The 14,782-nt window shown below is 44.3% G+C and carries 13 protein-coding genes; 6 read left to right on the top strand and 7 right to left on the bottom strand.

Translation table 11 applies throughout. The annotated features are described in order from the left end of the window. The first annotated feature begins 162 nt into the window (after positions 1-162). From M0C34_RS00540 to M0C34_RS00515, 6 genes are all read left to right on the top strand, one after another. On the top strand, positions 163-1,104 hold the full coding sequence (locus M0C34_RS00540; protein WP_248713724.1) for a DMT family transporter: 942 nt from the start codon (positions 163-165) through the stop codon (positions 1,102-1,104). 80 nt (positions 1,105-1,184) lie between these two features. After that, positions 1,185-1,700, top strand: a complete 516-nt coding sequence (locus M0C34_RS00535) for a M48 metallopeptidase family protein (RefSeq protein ID WP_248713723.1) — start codon at positions 1,185-1,187, stop codon at positions 1,698-1,700. A 287-nt stretch (positions 1,701-1,987) separates the two neighbouring features. After that, the gene (locus M0C34_RS00530; protein WP_248713722.1) at positions 1,988-3,391 is read left to right on the top strand and encodes a TolC family protein; all 1,404 of its coding nucleotides are present in this window, start codon (positions 1,988-1,990) and stop codon (positions 3,389-3,391) included. Positions 3,392-3,403: 12 nt separating this feature from the next. Further along, positions 3,404-4,387 (top strand): HlyD family secretion protein, encoded by a 984-nt coding sequence (locus tag M0C34_RS00525; protein ID WP_248713721.1) that lies wholly within the window; start codon positions 3,404-3,406, stop codon positions 4,385-4,387. 4 nt (positions 4,388-4,391) lie between these two features. Continuing rightward, on the top strand, positions 4,392-5,573 hold the full coding sequence (locus tag M0C34_RS00520) for an ABC transporter permease (protein ID WP_248713720.1): 1,182 nt from the start codon (positions 4,392-4,394) through the stop codon (positions 5,571-5,573). Next, positions 5,570-6,748, top strand: coding sequence for an ABC transporter permease (locus M0C34_RS00515; protein ID WP_248713719.1), 1,179 nt, complete (start codon positions 5,570-5,572; stop codon positions 6,746-6,748). Before M0C34_RS00520 ends, M0C34_RS00515 begins: the two co-directional genes overlap by 4 nt. Before the next feature lie 489 nt (positions 6,749-7,237). Here the strand turns inward: M0C34_RS00515 and M0C34_RS00510 are convergent, their stop codons facing one another. From M0C34_RS00510 to M0C34_RS00480, 7 genes are all read right to left on the bottom strand, one after another. Further along, the gene (locus M0C34_RS00510) at positions 7,238-8,611 is read right to left on the bottom strand and encodes a sensor histidine kinase (protein ID WP_248713718.1); all 1,374 of its coding nucleotides are present in this window, start codon (positions 8,609-8,611) and stop codon (positions 7,238-7,240) included. Beyond that, the gene (locus M0C34_RS00505) at positions 8,550-9,230 is read right to left on the bottom strand and encodes a response regulator transcription factor (protein ID WP_248713717.1); all 681 of its coding nucleotides are present in this window, start codon (positions 9,228-9,230) and stop codon (positions 8,550-8,552) included. The genes M0C34_RS00510 and M0C34_RS00505 overlap by 62 nt, the downstream gene beginning before the upstream one ends. A 63-nt stretch (positions 9,231-9,293) precedes the next feature. Further along, a complete protein-coding gene (locus M0C34_RS00500; RefSeq protein WP_248713716.1) occupies positions 9,294-9,857 on the bottom strand; it encodes a PepSY domain-containing protein in 564 nt (187 codons plus the stop codon). A 191-nt stretch (positions 9,858-10,048) separates the two neighbouring features. After that, the gene (locus M0C34_RS00495; RefSeq protein ID WP_248713715.1) at positions 10,049-10,732 is read right to left on the bottom strand and encodes a substrate-binding periplasmic protein; all 684 of its coding nucleotides are present in this window, start codon (positions 10,730-10,732) and stop codon (positions 10,049-10,051) included. A 121-nt stretch (positions 10,733-10,853) separates the two neighbouring features. Beyond that, positions 10,854-12,524, bottom strand: a complete 1,671-nt coding sequence (locus tag M0C34_RS00490; RefSeq protein ID WP_248713714.1) for a glycoside hydrolase family 5 protein — start codon at positions 12,522-12,524, stop codon at positions 10,854-10,856. A 230-nt stretch (positions 12,525-12,754) separates the two neighbouring features. Next, positions 12,755-14,383, bottom strand: a complete 1,629-nt coding sequence (locus tag M0C34_RS00485) for a M48 family metalloprotease (RefSeq protein ID WP_248713713.1) — start codon at positions 14,381-14,383, stop codon at positions 12,755-12,757. Continuing rightward, positions 14,380-14,775, bottom strand: coding sequence for a hypothetical protein (locus M0C34_RS00480; RefSeq protein WP_248713712.1), 396 nt, complete (start codon positions 14,773-14,775; stop codon positions 14,380-14,382). The genes M0C34_RS00485 and M0C34_RS00480 overlap by 4 nt, the downstream gene beginning before the upstream one ends. Positions 14,776-14,782 lie beyond the last annotated feature (7 nt).

Below are 14,782 nucleotides of genomic sequence, written 5' to 3'. Positions count from 1 at the left end.
CAGCTCGCGCTAATCACGCCCGCGACGTTAGCTAAACTGTGGCTGCTGCTTACCTTTTGCAGCGGTGAAGATTTGTTATAGATTGCTCACTGGCTGCGAAGCGCAGCCAGACTTTTGCCCTTCGTAGCCATTATTAAACACCAGAAATAAGGCACGAAGGACATGAATATAAGTAACTCACACCAGCGGGTAAGCGCTGTTATCGCCCGAATACCTCCCACAACCATCGGCTTAGCCTTAGCCTTACTCGCCACCGCCTTGTTTTCTTTAAAAGGTATTTGGATCAAGCTGGCTTACCTCGATGGCATTGATCCGGCAAGCCTTATGACTCTGCGCATGGCCTTTAGCTTACCAATATATTTAGCATTAGGCTTATTTTGGTGGCTGCGCGGACGGTTTACCAATAAACCCATCGCTAGCCATTTGCTCACCGCATCGTTGGTCGGCATTGCTGGTTATTACCTTGCCAGCTATTTAGATTTAAGTGGCTTACAGTATATCTCTGCCCCACTCGAGCGAGTGGTGCTTTATGTCTATCCCAGCTTTACCATTTTATTAGCCTGGTTAGTGTATCAGCACAAACCACAAGCGGTGTTTATAGTAGCGCTGCCGATAAGTTGGTTAGGTGTAGCCTTAATGATGTGGAGTGAAACCAGCAACCAAGGCTTAAGCCAAGGAGTACTGCTTGGCACTGGCTTGGTGGTAGCGAGTGCATTTAGTTTTGCTTTCTATTTGGTCTTTAGTAAAGCCATTGTTAACCAAATAGGCAGCCAAGCTTTTACCTGTATAGCAATGATTGCTGCTAGCTTGGCAATATTCATTCACTTTTTCCTGCAGGATAGCTTAAACCCTCTAGACTCCTACCCTGAGCAGGTATATGTCTATGCTTTATACATGGCGATATTTTCAACGGTGATCCCTTCGTTTCTATTTAGCGAAGCGATTAACCGCATTGGCGCACAGCGCACTGCAATTTCAGGTAGTGCCGGCCCGGTGTTTACACTGTTAATGGCTAACTGGGTATTAGGCGACAGTATTAGCCTTTATCAGTTGGTCGGCATTGCGTTAGTGATTATGGCGGTGGCAATGCTCAACCGAAAATAGTCAAAGGCCTTAAGGCATCGCTAAACGGCTTGGCTATGCCTTAGCCTTTTACCCAGTTACACTGGGGGAACAGTGAAACAATGAACACCACGATGAGCACCCTTAAATACCTCAACGCTTACCCCGCAGAGTTAACTGAAAAAATCCAAATGCTGCTCGACCAGCAAAGGCTGGCCGAATTTTTGTTAACTAAATATCCAACAGTGCACACCATTCATAACGACAAAGAATTACGCGACTATGCGACCGAGCTTAAAAGTCGCTATATGCGAAAATCGGCCCCACTCAGCAAGGTCATTTACGACAAAAAAATCCATGTGGTGAAACATGCTTTAGGCTTACATAGCTATGTCTCGCGAGTACAGGGTAACAAGCTAAAAAGTAAAAATGAGATCCGCATAAGCAGCCTATTTCAAAAGGTGCCAGAACCATTTTTAAACATGATAGTGGTGCATGAACTGGCTCACTTAAAAGAAAAACAGCACGACAAAGCCTTTTATCAACTCTGCCAACATATGCTGCCTAATTATCACCAACTGGAGTTTGATACACGAGTATATTTAACCCAGTTAGAAATAATTGGGCCCATTTACTAACTCTTTTTAAAGGAGACTCTAACTGGCGATTTTAGCCTCCTGTTTACACAAAATAACCAAGCTATGTTTGGGCAAGCTACTTGCTTAGCCTATAGAGCAGGAACACCGGCCATGCCTATACTTCATCTAAATGCACTATCGCTTATGTTCCTTCGTGCCAATTGAGCTTAAATTAGCTATTGAGCTTATATAACTCTAAGCTAGAGGAACAAAGCGCTAAATAGCTTGAATGAAATACGCAACTTAAGATAGAGTAAATACTCTAATCCCATAAGGACAATGGCTCTGTGATTCAATACGTTTTTAGCCCATTACTCAAAACAATGTGGCCAATGTTATTATTGGCATTCTTTGCCACTCCCCCCGCGTTGGCGATTAGCTTTGAACAAGCTTGGCTTGAGGTGTTAGAGAAAAACGAAAGCCTGGCAGCCAATAAAGCTAGCGTAGCAAGATCAGAAGCGATGCGTGATGCCGCCAAAGACTTGTATTACCCCAAGGTAGATTTAACCGGTAACTATACGCGTTTAGAAAAACCGGTGTCTTTAGATTTAAAAGACTTGGAGCCGCTAGCGTCACTCGATTTAAGTGGCTTAGACCCTGCATTAGGGCAAATACTCGCACCATTATTAAACTTACCAACAGTCACTAATTTTACTGAACAAGATATTACTACCAGCTCGATTCGAGCCATTTGGCCTTTGTATACTGGTGGGCGGCGTGGTGCAGCGATAGATATCGCTCGCGAGCAAAATATTGAAGCAGGCAAAGTATTAGCCATGCAACAGCAGGCTAAATTTGAAGATTTAGCCAAAGTTTACTTTGGCGTAGTATTAGCCGCTCAAGTGGCTGAAACTTACAAAGATGTAGAAGATGGCCTAAGAAAACACCAGCGCAACGCTCTTAAACTTGAACAACAAGGCCAAATAGCCTTTGTTGAAAGACTACAGGCCGATGCGTCATTTGATAAAGCTAAAGTAGATACTAAAAAAGCCCTACGTAATTATGAGATTGCCCAACTGGCCCTGCGAGAGTTATTGCACAGCCAACAGGTGGTTGAACCCAGTACTCGCTTATTTACCGAAGAACAAATTCCCGAACTAGAAAGCTTTATGTCGCACACTTTAAATGGTTATCCGGGTTTAGCTATTCTTGACAGTAAAGCCGAGCAGGCCAAAAAAATGGTGACCATTGCTAAAGGAAGCTACCTACCCGAGGTGTATATGTTTGGTAACTACGACATCTACAAGGGCGATAGCTTAGCCGCCAAATATGCCCCCGATTGGATGGTAGGTGTAGGAGTGTCTGTCCCCCTAATTGATAACTCTGGTCGCTCAGGCAAAGTCTTGGCAGCCAATAGTACGCTGGTTCAAATTGGCTATATTCGCGCGCAAGCCGAGCGCGATTTGGGTTTGTTGGTGGAGAAGACTTATCGAGAAGCAGAGCAAGCACTAGAAGAATACCAAGGCTTAGAATCTACCTTGGCGCTATCGAAAGAAAATTTACGGATCCGCCTTAAAGCTTTTAGCCAAGGTTTAGCCACCTCATTAGATGTAGTGGATGCAGAAATGTATCAAGCCAGTGTAAAAACACAGCGTCAATCGGCGGCTTACCACCATGTCATTGCCTTAGCAAAACTCACCGCATTGAGCGGTGAAATGGCACAATTTTCACAATATTACCGTTTTGATTAGGGTTTAATTATTATGCGCAAGTTTTCTGCCGTTTTACCCATTGTTCCACTGATCGCGATTATCGCTTGGGTGGCGTACTCCTTTTGGCAAGCCTACCAGCCTAAACCGCATATTTTGCAGGGTCAAATTGAGGCTCAGCAATACAACATCTCGTCTAAAGTGGCAGGGCGCATTGACCAAGTGTTAGTGAGAAAAGGCGATAAAGTCGAGCCGGGGCAGTTGATTTTCTCTATCACTAGCCCAGAGTTAGACGCCAAATTAGAGCAAGCAAAAGCCGGGCAAGAAGCCGCCACTGCGATGGCCGATCAAGCTGAAAACGGTGCCCGCAGCCAAGAAATATCAGCCGCTAAAGATCAATGGCAAAAAGCACTCGCCGCTTCTAAGCTCGCTGAAAAAACCTACCAGCGCGTAGACAATTTATTTAATGATGGCGTAGTGTCTGAACAAAAACGTGATGAGGCATATACCCAATGGCAAGCGTCTCGTTATACCGAAAATGCCGCCTCACAAATGTATCAACTAGCCAAAGAAGGTGCTCGCGACGAAACTAAACGCGCCGCCTTAGAGCAAGTTCGCGCTGCTGCCGGCGTGGTTGCCGAAGTTGAAGCATTCTCTAGCGATACCTTAGTGAAAAGTTGGCACTCGGGTGAAGTAAGCCAGTTATTACTGCAAACGGGCGAATTAGCACCTACTGGCTTTCCTGTGGTATCCATTATCGACATGCAAGACGCTTGGTTAATTTTACATGTGCGTGAAGACCAACTGAGCCAGTTCCAAAAAGGTCAGCAATTTAGTGCGAGCCTGCCCGCATTAGATAATCAAAGCTTCAAATTTGAAGTAGCGCATGTAGCAGTCATGGGCGACTTTGCCACTTGGCGTGCTACCGATAGCCGTACCGGCTTTGATTTACGCACGTTTGAAGTTGAAGCCAGACCCCTACAGCAGATTGAACAACTGCGTGTAGGCATGAGCGCAATCGTACAATTAGAGCAATAAGCTGATGCAGCCCTCAGCCACTAACAGATTGAGCGTCGGCCAATTATTTGCCCAGCAATGGTGCCTGCTGCGAGATAACCGCTGGCTAATGGCAATGCTCACTTGGTTGCCTTTAGTGGCCTTTCTTGGTGTGTGGTGGGTATTTTCTTCGGGCCTAACCCGTGATTTACACATAGCAGTGGTTGACCGCGACCATAGCCAGTTATCGCGCAGTTTAATTGCCCATTATGATGCGAACCCAAGCCTACAAGTGATTAGCGTAGCAGACGAAATCGAAGCGCGGCGGTTACTTCGCACAGCCGAAGTATCGGCTTTGGTGGTCATTCCTACAGATTTAGAGAAGCACACTAAACTGGCTCAAACGCCAACAGTTGCCGCTTATTACAATAGTCAATTTATGGTGTTAGGTAAGCAGGTTAACTCAGCCCTACAGCAAAGCCATGGTACTTTTTCGGCTAAGGTAGGCGTGGCCCGAGCGCTAAGCCAAGGCAATACCCAAGTATTGCAAGCACTCAGTTCATCGGTGCCTATTCGCAATCAAATCAGCGCACTTTATAACGGTAACAGCAACTATGCGCAGTTCATTGTTTCTGCCGCTCTGCCCGCTTTTTGGCAAATACTGATCATGGTAGTGATGATTTTGGCCTTAAACGCTGAATTGCGAGACAACAGCTATAAACACTGGCTAGCCAATCAAGCTTGGCAAAAAATATCCGTGAAATTACTCTTCTTTGGCGGGCTACTTTGGCTCCAAGGTATTTTGTTATGTACCTTGATGTTTCATGGCTTTGACTGGCCGATGCGCGGCTCTTGGAGCGTATTATTACTGGCTTTGTTATTGTGTGTTATTGCTTCTCAGGCAATTGCTTTAATCTTCATGCTACTGTTTGAAGATATGGCGCGAGCATTAAGTTTTGCTGGCGCGCTTACCGCCCCCAGCTTCGCCTTTATGGGTATCACCTTTCCGGTGAGTGACATGCCATGGTTTGCGCAGTTTTGGCGACAACTCATCCCGGTAACTCACTACATTGAAGTTCAGGTTTCACAGGCTAACTATGGGGCAGGCTTATTACAATCACTCCCCTCATTACACACCCTACTGCTATTTTGTCTGGCTTTTATCAGCGCAGCCTGGCTAGTTAAAATTCGCTTCAGTTGTTCAGCAACAGGTGAGGTAAAAGCATGACTTGGTTAGTATTATTACAAATAGAAGCCCGCCGTATTTTAGCCAACCGAGCTTTATTGCTAACGGTATTTGGCGGGTTACTGTTATATGCTTTTTTATACCCACAACCTTACATTAAACAAACCCCTCTGCAGCAACCCATTGCGGTGATTAATGCCGATGGCAGCCAACTAAGCCGGCAACTCATTAGAATGGTGAATGCTAATCCGCTGCTCCAAGTGAGCCAGCAAGTATCCAGTATTGAAGAGGCCCAGCAACTATTGGTAGAGCGTCAGGTGGGTGGTTTACTGGTAATCCCTAAGCATTTTTATCGCGATGTATTAATGGGCCGCTCACCAACCCTCTCTTACGCCGGTGATGCCTCTTATTTCTTGGTGTATGGCACCATTGTACAAGGCTTAGCGACGACCTCAGCCACCCTAGCGGCACAAGTCAAGGTGGCTAAAATGGTGGTTGACGGCGTGCCTAGCTCTCTAGCTAGCACCTTATATTCACCGGTGAAACTGAGCGCTAACGCTGCCTTTAATACCCATCAAGGGTATTTGGATTATGTCATTCCCGCTGTATTTATTGTTATTTTGCACCAAACCTTACTGATTGCCATTGGCTTGCATGCTGGCCCCAGCATCCCAGCCACCAAACCCAACATGGGCCGCTTCTTTCCTGCATGGAAAATAGTGACTGTACGTAGCTTGTTGTTTGTTGCGATATATTGGTTAATGAGCAGCTTTTATATTGGTGTGGTTTTAGATTTTTACGGTGTACACCATTGGGCCAGTATTGGTGACATCAACAAACTATTGCTGCCTTTTTTACTCGCCACCAGTGGCTTGGCCATGTGCATCGCGGCCATATTACCTAATCGTGATTATGCCACCATTGTGGGTGTGATGACCTCGCTACCTATAGTATTTTTATGTGGGTTTATTTGGCCTATTAGTTCAATTCCTATGCCGCTCAACATTATTGCCGACTTAGTGCCCGCCAAACCAATGGTGCAAGGCATGTTAAAGATGAACCAGATGGGCGCGAGCTTTCAAGAAATACAGACACACTTTACCCATTTATGGATATTGGCCGCTTGCTACTTCAGTTTGGCCACTGCCATATTGTACCGGCAAACCCAATCATCACCGAAAATGGCTTTAATAAGCGCTGAAAAAGAGCCTCTGTAGATGAATCATTAATGGCCTACGTTTGTAGGCCGAGCTTGACCTAATGATTAAAATCATAATATTCAATAGCTTAAACCAAACAACTCGCCATCACAAAAAACATACACAGAAGTAACAAATCATCAACACCGCTCACAGATCTATTTGTTTAAACTGTAAACAATTGTAGCCATGGTGGTATCTTAGCTAGGTAGAGCAATACGCTCGCACCTTACAGTCTGGTATTAGCCGGCTGTACGTGTGATTAGGCTGTTAGCCTAACGCATCAGTGATTAACATTGGATGGTGGGAAAAAATATGGAACAGTTTTATTTTACTTATTACGTGAATTACTTCGCTCGAAAAGCCAACAAGCTCAAGAAGGTCAAAGTACATTCATAATTGCTCTCGACACAACAGCCTGAAATTTAGTCACTTTTATTTTAGGTTTAAAGCCAGTGCCCTGTATGAGCACTGGCTTTTTTTATACGCCCCATAAACCCGAGTTGGCTAGAAAGTCACCGCAACCCGTAAGCCGGGCCGATTATTTTCCAATTTAATCTCCCCGCCATGCAAGCGAATAATGGCTCGTACTAAGGGTAAACCCAAGCCATAACCGGGGCTATTTCTGCTACTTTCCAAACGATACAAACGCTGGAACACCTTATCGGTTTCCTCCTCTGGGATCCCCGGGCCAGTGTCATTTAAGGCAAAACCATCACCGTTAATCATCAACTCAATATCACTCTGCTCTCCTGCATATTTACTGGCATTTTCCAGCAAATTATAAATAGCTCGAAACAACAAAGTGGCATCACCACTTATAGTACAAGGCTGCAAAATAGTGAGCTGTAAGTTTTGCTGCCTGTCTTGGCAGAGAGGCTGAATAAGCTCGATGGCATCTTCAGCAACGGTAGCTAAATCGACCGCTTTAAACGAAGATTTTTGTTGATGTTGCTCTAAACGCGTTAACTCTAACATCGCTGTAAAGGTGCTGAGTATTTGGTCTAACTCAGCTAACATTTGCGCCAATTGCTTGGCACCTATATCTTGATGTTCAACATCCAATAAGGCCTGCTCTATACGCAAGCGTAAGCGACTTAATGGGGTACGTAAATCATGAGCGACCGCGTCAGTAACACCCGCGATAGCTTGAAAAGAGTGCTCCACTTGGGCGAGCATTTTGTTGATGTGTTTAGCCATATGATCAAATTCATCATTACGCGGCCCGATCGGTACCCGCGCACTCAACTCCCCGGCTTCAACTTGCTGAGCAATATGATTAAAACTGTTTACTCTGCGCAATACTTGCGCCGAAAAAAACCAACCGGTCATTAAACCTAAGCCTAGTGCTAAGGCCAAAGCAACCATGCTGGCTTGAAGAAACAGCTCGCGTAAATCAAACAGGGCTTCATCATCGGTAGCCACCAGCAATTGGCCATTACTGAGGCTTTGAACACAGCCAGAAAACAACCGAATTTCATTATAGTTATATACCGGAAAGCGAGCGAGGCGCGGGCAAGTTTTAGCTCGTTTGGGGATAGAAGCCAAACGCCCATAGGTAGTATTGCCATCACTGTAAGCTAAAACAAACTGCTTAGATTGCTTTGCCTGCAAAGTAAATTGGCTAATGAAATCTTGCTGATTAAGCTCTTCGGCTAACAGCTGCTGCTGTTGCACTAATTGGCTTAATTGCTGGCTTTGGCTACGACCAAGTTGGCCAACGCTTAATTGATACAGCACCCACAGCAAAATACCCACCACCAGCATCAATAAGCCAGTATAAAGGCGGGTCAATCGCCAAACAGAGCTTGCTCGGTGGTTATTGCGCCACCATCCGGTAACCCACGCCACGTACGGTTTCAAGTAGTGGGCTAAGACCATCAAGTTCTACCTTTTTTCTTAAGCGTGCCACATGCACATCAATCACATTGGTTTGCGGGTCAAAATCATAATTCCATACGGCCTCAAACAACAAGGTACGAGTCACTACCTGACCAGCATGTTCCATTAAATAGCGAAGTAATTTAAATTCTTTTGGCTGTAACTGTATTTCTTGTTGGCCTCGCCATACTCTCCGTGCCAGTAAGTCCATACTCAAATCAGCTACCTGCAGTGTATTGGTTTGCGAATCAAGCTGACCACGTTGGCGTTGGGTTAAAATCTCAATTCGCACTAACAATTCAGCTAAGGCAAAAGGCTTCACTAAGTAATCATCACCGCCTTCTCGTAAGCCCTTGACCCGCTCATCTACGCTATCTAAGGCACTAAGGATGATCACTGGCAGAGTTTTATTGGCACTACGTAAAGTAGACAACACCGTCAGCCCATCAAGCTTTGGCAGCATTCGGTCCAATACAATGAGTTGGTAATCGTGCTCCAAGGCGAAAAATAAGCCTTGCTGACCATCACTGGCTACATCCACCTGATAACCTTGCTCAGTTAAAGCCCGTTGCAAGAATTGCTGGGTGGTTAAATCATCTTCTACAACGAGTATTCGCACGCAAACCTGCCCTTTGTTAGAAAGTCTTTGGCCAGTGCGAACACTGACCCTGCAGTGAATAACTTAGTGTTTAAGTACCGGTATCGTTTCACCGGTGGCCACATCAACAATAATTCGTTGTTTACCCTGTTCGCCTAGCAACTTGAATTTATAGAAAGTGATACCTTTCTCATTCTCCAATTCAAACTCCAGGACCTGCGCTTGATACTTAGTATTAAGCATAGCGACTGTTTGCTGCAAAGATAATTCTGATTGCGCTAATTGTTCTAAGGCTAAACGCTCATCATCATCTATTTTACTCACACCTAAAATACTGAGCTTACTGCTTTCATTTTTGAGCATTTCACCATCAGCTAAACTGAACTTAAGTTTGTGTTTTTGCTGTTGCGCTAAATTAATCACATCAAACTCGTAAACCGCTTGCCCCTTGTAGTCATCAAGCTCTAATTCTGTAATCTGGCCGGGGTAGCTATTGTGCACTTTTTCAATGGCTTGCTCTAAGCTAAAGCCGGCTTTTTTAATTGCTAAAGCCGATAAGGCATCATCATCAGCGACTGCAGCGGCGGAAGTAACAGCAATAACAGCGGCAACACATATTTTTTTCGACAGTTTAATAGGTAATTTCATTGGCTTATCCCAGTGAGTTAATTGACGCTGATTAGTTTACTAAAGGCAGCCTTACCGCAAGGTGGCTGCCAGATTACATTTTGTTCATGTTGGCCAAAGCGTAAATTACCCAGCACAGCAACAGCACAAAAGGGTAGTTAAGCACAAGCGCTCACAAACTTAAAATGATAAGTAGTAGCGTGAGACAAAGACTAATAAGCCTGATTCTTCACCAAGTGAGCATCTACCTGCTTGCTCAGTGCTTGGGTAAGATTACCGGCTATCGCATGGTGCTTTTGGTGAAGGTAATGATACAGCGGAACATAATCTAAAGCAGGACTAACCATTTTTACCTGAGAGTGCCAATTTTGTTTTACTACATATTCCCCCATGGTCTGCGGCAAAATAACCACATCTAGCCGCCCTCTGCTTAACATAGTTAAGGCTTGGTTAGCACTGCTAAGAAACAACAGCTTGTTGTGGTTTTTTAGTTTCGACTCTAAGAACAAATGACCACGGACACCACCCACGCCATAGGCCTGTAGGCTTTGCCAGTTAACAATTTCCAGATCATCTCGCATCACAAAAGCTGCGATCGTGATGTATGCAATGGGTATAGGGATACGCAAATGATTTGGCAGAAATGGAGCGGCATATTCAGTTCTGGCCAGCTCAGCATCGATATCAATATTTTCTTTAGCTTGACGCAGTGAACGCTTGGCTGGCATTGGCACCAGCTCAATGTGATAACCCAATTCAGCATAAGCACGAGACAGCATGTTGACCACCTCAGGGTAGGCTGCAACATTTTCTACGGTAGAAATACGTAGATGTGGCTCATCGGCATACACCTTAGTGATAGCCAAAACCAGCATAAGTAGCAGAACAATTCTCATGCGTATGCCTATTCCTTAACCCATAAGGAGAGCAATAAAGACAACTTACCTTCTATTGTAGTTGACTAAATACTAACTAAGGTGAATAACGTGGCAAAAATTATCGTTAACTCAACTTAGCTTACTCACCCTTACTCAACCTATCGCTAAACCAATGAATTAACGCTTTATTTGAGTCTGTTTCTCGAGGTAACTTACCGCTACCATAATACAAAGCAAAGGCGTCTTCATGGTAGCTATGAAAGTTAAAATGAGTTTGATATTCATCTACAACATCTAATACATCACTTATCCATTGCAAGCCTCCACGTTGCTGTTCAAAGCAAGCGCGAATACACCCAAATTCACCGAGGTATAGAGGGACTTGTTGCTGCTCGCCCCAACGCTCGATGGGTTCAATAAGGGTTTTGATTAGCGGCTTATCCCAAGCCACAATATCCTTAACCCCATGTTGAAAATCTAAGCGCAACTGCACACGGCTAGCCAGGCCTGTGCCCTGAGTTTTTATCCAACCAGATATTTGATAATAATGGTCGGCTTTAGGCACCACAAATTGTTGTGAACTGCCATTATTGGCATCACTAGAGGTAGCGCTAATTTGCAGCACATCCTCACCCGCTTGGCGAAAATGCTGAGAGCGTCCTCTTTGATTGGCCGACCACAAATACCAACCGGCTTGTTGGCTTAGGTCTATGTTAATTTCACGCAGTAACTGTTTGCCGTCTGGCGCGTATTCATTAATAACAACTTGCTTAAACCAGCTATCACCGGCGTTGTTTGCCGATACTAAGGCAGGGTAAATTAAGTCAACGTTTGGGTCTTTATATTGCAGCTTCTTCCCTTCAATGTATTGCCAATCATTGTTGCTGCTTACGATGGGGTTATCAAATTGTGCGCCGTACCAACGAGGAGAACCCACTACTTTTAAGCGCTGCAAATCAGGATAATAAGTGGGCGTTTGGTATTGACGCAACCAAGATGCTTGCTGATGGCTAAACGCCATGGGTTCATAGAAGTGGTATTGATAAACAATATTGGGGTCATTTAACTTAAAGAAGTTTTGCTGCTCATCAAGCTGCCATTGATTTTTCACCGCCAGCAACCGTTCTACAAAAATCATTTGCTGAGAATTTACCTGCCTAATTGCCGTCACTAACTCATTAGCTAAACGTTCCCATTGTTGCTTACTATGAGTAGTCACAGGTTCGTTAAGTAAATCTAAGGCCGCCACATTAGGGTGACCTTGATAACGCTTAGCAATGGCTTGCCATAAGCTAATCAAACGCAGCTGATTGTCTCGCTTATCCCACAAAGCGTCGCCTGCGCCGTTCGACTGAAAACCGCCTTGAGGAACATGTATATTAAGCACTAAATAAATGCCATGTTTCTCCGCCCACTGCACATTTTTATCTAACCAATCCCAGCCCGACTGGTGGTATTGATATGGCGCGCTGTCACTCTCAAAGGTGTGATAATTTAGGTAAAAACGAATGCTATTAAAGCCCATGTCTTTCAGGCGCTTAAAGTCTTTTTCGTTATGATGTTGTGTTGGAATGCGGGTGTTAGCCCATACTTGGTTGCCAAAAGCGACCCCCTTCAAACGGACTTTTTCACCTTTTCCATTTACAATAAAACGGCCTTCAACCTTTAAGCGCAATTGCTGATCATAATCAGCTAAGGGACGGTAAACACCAATACTTTGCAAGCTTCGCAGTTGAGAAACGGAGCCTGAACTGCAGGCCCAAAGGTTCATCAATAGAGAGACAAACACCGCTCCGTGAAAACAACGCATAGTTAGTCCTTGAACTAGGTATCTTGATATTAGAATCAGGACTATACCTAGCTTGAAAGACCAATAACCATACCGAGTTCACCGAAAAGGACCTCAGCGATATTTCATAATCGATGGTCTACCTTCGCAACAAGTCATTCTAATATAAAGTCGAATAAACCTATAAAGTCAGCAACTAAGCCGACCTTATAGCATTACACCCCAATTTAGCGAGCTACAGCCCTATAGTCCTAAAGCTCATCCACTAAAGAACTCATAGTGTTAAATATTGAAGAGACCCCTTCTTGTGCGGTTTCATCGGGCACCACTGCTGGTATTTTAGCCGCTGTGTTGCAACGAAACTCTAAGTCGGTATCACCTACCGCTCTACATTTACCTAACCACTGATTGAGTTTGTCTAATTCATTTTGCTGGTAGTACAAGCTAACCCATTGCGGATATAACACCGACTTTTCAGGTAAGCGTTGCTCTGTTTTTAATAATACCGCTTCCGCATCGCTGTAACGATTTAACGCTTGATATGTGTTCACCGCGTAAAGGCTGGACTCTAATGACAAGCCTTCCCAATTTTCGATTAAGTCTAGATTTTGAGCTGCTTTATCAAGCTTCCCTTGCTGTTTTCTTACTTGAGAAAACACCACTCTAGGGTAAGCGTGCTTCGATGTTGGCCCTTTTACTGAAGTCTTTGCTAACTGCTCAGCTTGAGCAATATCACCAGATTCCAGTGCTTTTTGGGCATTGTATGCGCTCCAATAATTATTGGTAATGCTTAAACCTTCACCAGATTTTACTTTCTCCTGATAACGCTGTTGATGCATTGACCTCATCTTTGACGAGCGATATTCACGCTGAATATAAGATGCTAAATCAGTATGCCGCTCTTCAGCTTCACGATGGCGACCGCTGGACATTTGCAGTAATTCGGTAATGCCATTGTTGGCTGCCGCATAAGCTAAGCTTCGCCCGAAAGATTGATCACTAGGGATAGCTGATTCAGAAAGTACCGTCACCACTTGTTGATAATCGGCTTTCTTTTCATCCAATTGTTGCTGGGTAAATACTTCGCTGCTTTCCATACGTTGCATAGCAGTGCTGTAGCCCCGCGGGTTGTAGCCGGCCTTTACCAAAAGATCTACCGCCAGCAGGTCAGCCTCATCCTCATCGTTACGCGCCATACTCGAACTAATCACATCTCTGCTTAAACGATTAATAGCTAAGCCCGTTTTAAAAATATCCTTATAGTTTCTAGCTGCATTATCACTATTCTTACTGACTACTTTGAGGTTTTTACTTTGCTTCGTGACTTCCATATCACCGACAGCATTGGCAAAATTCGCCAATTTTGAAATCTCTTCGACTGTTTCGTGTTGCTTCATGAAAAAAGCATTGGTTTCATTATGACGAAGTAAAACATGGGATAATTCATGGGCAATAACAAATGCTACTTCTGCTTCGGTTTCGCTATCTGAAACCACTCCCATAGAAATAACCACTTGATTCTGAGTAGAAAAAGCACTATAGGTTAAGGACATATCTATCGAAAGATCAACCTCTGGCTTTTCACCGGGCCAGCCAAGCATCAATTTATTTACGATGCTGTCAAAGTAGTTAACAAGGTATTCGTTATAAACAATATCTTTGCCTATTATTGGGCTACCCGCTAAATAACTTTTCTTTTCCCCGGTAGCGTCAGACGTAGTCAAGGGACTAGTGGCGACTTTTTGCACTGCTGCCGTGCTTAAGAATGGACCATCAAATTGCTCGTATTTACTTTTCCCAAATGACAAGTTAGGAACATCGGTTGCCGCACAACCTGCTAGCAATACAACAATCGGTGAAAACTTAAAAATATTCATCATTTGCAGCCCTCACCAAAACCAATGGAGGCATAAACTGCAGTATCATCCCCTTGAGATATTTGCTGCTCCGAGCACTGTACAGAAGCTCGGGCTTTTTTATCTATTTGAACATTATCTTGAAACACCCAAATATCTTGTCCCGCAATACTAATCGCAAACAAACCGGGATCTAATTGGTGGTGTTTTACAAATAGTGCCTGCTTTCCTAGGTCAGGGAGTTCGCTGACAGGCTTATCCTCGCAGGTGAAGGCCCCGCTTGTATCCTTAGTGCATATTTCCATTGGGTCAAACTTATAAGCGATGACCTTAGCACCTTCAAAATCCGAGGCGAGAACTTTAGTAATAAGCAATAAATCTACCGCCAATAAAAATGTTAGAGTCCACTTCTTCATGTTTATT

It is taken from the genome of Agarivorans sp. TSD2052, from assembly GCF_023238625.1.
Classification (GTDB): domain Bacteria; phylum Pseudomonadota; class Gammaproteobacteria; order Enterobacterales; family Celerinatantimonadaceae; genus Agarivorans.
Note: the sequence above shows the minus strand (reverse complement) of the source record. Positions and strands in the feature narration are given on the sequence as shown.

Coding starts and splice junctions, on each gene's coding strand:
- M0C34_RS00540 (WP_248713724.1), top strand. CDS start 163: ATGAATATAAGTAACTCACACCAGCGGGTAAGCGCTGTTATCGCCCGA.
- M0C34_RS00535 (WP_248713723.1), top strand. CDS start 1,185: ATGAACACCACGATGAGCACCCTTAAATACCTCAACGCTTACCCCGCA.
- M0C34_RS00525 (WP_248713721.1), top strand. CDS start 3,404: ATGCGCAAGTTTTCTGCCGTTTTACCCATTGTTCCACTGATCGCGATT.
- M0C34_RS00520 (WP_248713720.1), top strand. CDS start 4,392: ATGCAGCCCTCAGCCACTAACAGATTGAGCGTCGGCCAATTATTTGCC.
- M0C34_RS00515 (WP_248713719.1), top strand. CDS start 5,570: ATGACTTGGTTAGTATTATTACAAATAGAAGCCCGCCGTATTTTAGCC.
- M0C34_RS00510 (WP_248713718.1), bottom strand. CDS start 8,611: ATGGTCTTAGCCCACTACTTGAAACCGTACGTGGCGTGGGTTACCGGA.
- M0C34_RS00500 (WP_248713716.1), bottom strand. CDS start 9,857: ATGAAATTACCTATTAAACTGTCGAAAAAAATATGTGTTGCCGCTGTT.
- M0C34_RS00495 (WP_248713715.1), bottom strand. CDS start 10,732: ATGAGAATTGTTCTGCTACTTATGCTGGTTTTGGCTATCACTAAGGTG.
- M0C34_RS00490 (WP_248713714.1), bottom strand. CDS start 12,524: ATGCGTTGTTTTCACGGAGCGGTGTTTGTCTCTCTATTGATGAACCTT.
- M0C34_RS00485 (WP_248713713.1), bottom strand. CDS start 14,383: ATGATGAATATTTTTAAGTTTTCACCGATTGTTGTATTGCTAGCAGGT.
- M0C34_RS00480 (WP_248713712.1), bottom strand. CDS start 14,775: ATGAAGAAGTGGACTCTAACATTTTTATTGGCGGTAGATTTATTGCTT.